The sequence below is a fragment of the Bartonella sp. MU70NMGDW genome (assembly GCF_042194085.1).
Lineage (GTDB): Bacteria > Pseudomonadota > Alphaproteobacteria > Rhizobiales > Rhizobiaceae > Bartonella > Bartonella grahamii.
Genome location: NZ_JBHIMK010000196.1, coordinates 1 through 2,310, shown reverse-complemented (window position 1 = coordinate 2,310; position 2,310 = coordinate 1). Strand labels below are relative to the sequence as shown.

Here is a 2,310-nt window from a genome sequence, read left to right as displayed (position 1 = left end):
TGATCTGATCATTTGTGATGAAGCACACCGTACCACTGGAGCTGTGTTAGGAACAGACAAGAGTGAATCTGAGTTTATCAAGGTTCATGACAATAGCCTTATTCGGGGCAAGAAACGTCTGTATATGACCGCAACCCCTCGTATCTTTAGTGATAATGCCAAAAAACAAGCTAATGAGATTGATGCCGTTCTGGCTTCTATGGATGATGAAGAGCTTTATGGCAAAATCCTTTATTCTTATAGTTTCTCCCATGCTGTAAAAAATGGACTTTTAACGCCTTACAAGATTATCGTTTTAGGTGTTGATGAAGGAGAAGTGAGTAAATCTATCCAGCATCTGATGACAGATAAGAATTATGAACTTATTCTTGATGATAGAACAAAGATCATGGGTTGTTATCAAGCTCTTACCAAAATGGATCTGAAAATTGATCTTGGAGATGATACAAGACCCATGCATCGGGCTTTGGCTTTTTGTAGAGATATTAAAACTTCTGAACGCATATGTAGAACATTCAACGATGAAGAAGTTAAGAAAGATTTACGTGATCTTCATGAAAACCATAAAAATATTCCCCCTCTTAACTGTCAAGCAGATCATATTAATGGAAAATCTGGTGCCAAAAACCGTATGATAAAACTTGACTGGTTGAAAGAAGATGCGGGTGAGAATGTCTGCCGTATATTAACCAATGTACGCTGCCTTTCAGAAGGTGTTGATGTTCCTTCCCTTGATGCGGTTATGTTTTTACACCCGCGTAAAAGCCAAGTGGATGTGATACAAGCAGTAGGACGTGTGATGCGTCGTGCAAAAGGCAAAAAGATGGGTTATATCATTTTGCCGGTTGGTGTTCCTGCTGGTGTTTCACCAGAAGAGGCATTAAAAAACAATAAGAGATACAGTGTTGTCTGGCAAGTTCTCAATGCTTTGCTTGCCCATGATGAGAATTTTAGTAAAACCCTTAACCAGATGGTCTTAGGACAAGACGTAAGCTCTATCATCGACATTGTTACAGTTTCTAAAAAGACCGAATTAGAGAATGTCACCACGGTTATTGACGAAATCACGCTCCACGAAAAATCAGAAAAATCCGGACTTCAAATTGGGACACAAGCTCATGAACCGCACCAAACATATGAAGGACAAGGAAGATTGCCCTTTTTTATTGAGTTTCCCAATGCTCTCAAAACACTGATTGTTAAAAAATCTACCATGAGTGATTATTGGGGCATTTGGGCTGGCAATGTTGCTGAGATTGCACAAAACCATATCACACGCCTTCAAACTATGCTTTCTGATCAGACAAGCGAAGCTTATCATGCCTTTGATGCGTTTTATAAGGAATTAAAAAACAACTTAAACAGTGAGATAAAGCAAGAAGAAGCGATTGAGATGTTAGCGCAACATCTTGTAACGCGTCCCGTGTTTGAAGCTTTGTTTGAGGGCAATGAATTTGTGCAAAACAATGCCATTTCTCAAGCAATGGAAAAAATCTTAACAGAACTCGATAAAACCAATATTGAGGAAGAATCCAAAGAATTACAAGAGTTTTATGACAGCGTAAAGTTCCGTGCCTCTGGCATTACAGAACCACAGGCAAGACAAAATCTTATTATCAAGCTTTACGAAGATTTTTTTACCAAAGCTTTTAAGAAAACCACGGATAGGCTTGGCATTGTTTATACCCCCGTTGAGGTTGTCGATTTTATCATTCATTCTGTTGATGATGTGTTGCGTAATGAGTTTGGAAAAAGCTTGGGGTCACGTGGTGTTTCTATTCTTGACCCTTTCACTGGAACGGGTACCTTTATCACAAGGCTTTTACAATCAAAGCTCATAAAACCAGAGGATATGGAATATAAGTTCCGTCATGATATCCATGCCAACGAGATTGTCTTGCTAGCGTACTACATAGCAGCCATTAACATTGAATCGACTTATCATAGTTTGAAGAAAGGAGAGTATATTCCTTTCAAACATATTGGTTTAACCGATACATTCCGGATGCTTGAAAAACAAGATCTGATGAAAGGTTTACTAGAGGAAAACAGTGCATATTTAGAACTTCAGAAAAATCTAAACATCGAAGTTATCTTTGGTAATCCCCCTTATTCTATGGGGCAAAAAAGCGAAAACGACAATGCAAAGAATACTTCTTATCCGATTTTAGATAAACGTATTAGTGAAACTTATGCTGCTCATTCAAAAGTAACAAATATAAGAGCACTTTATGATAGTTATATTCGTGCCATTCGCTGGGCAAGTGACCGTATAAAAGATTGTGGTGTGATTGGTTTTGTTACAAATGC

General features: G+C 38.2%; 1 protein-coding gene. It reads left to right on the top strand.

From position 1 onward, the window contains the following. A partial coding sequence (locus tag ACFIKE_RS09660; protein WP_375649611.1) for a helicase-related protein occupies positions 1-2,310 on the top strand: 2,310 nt, incomplete at both ends.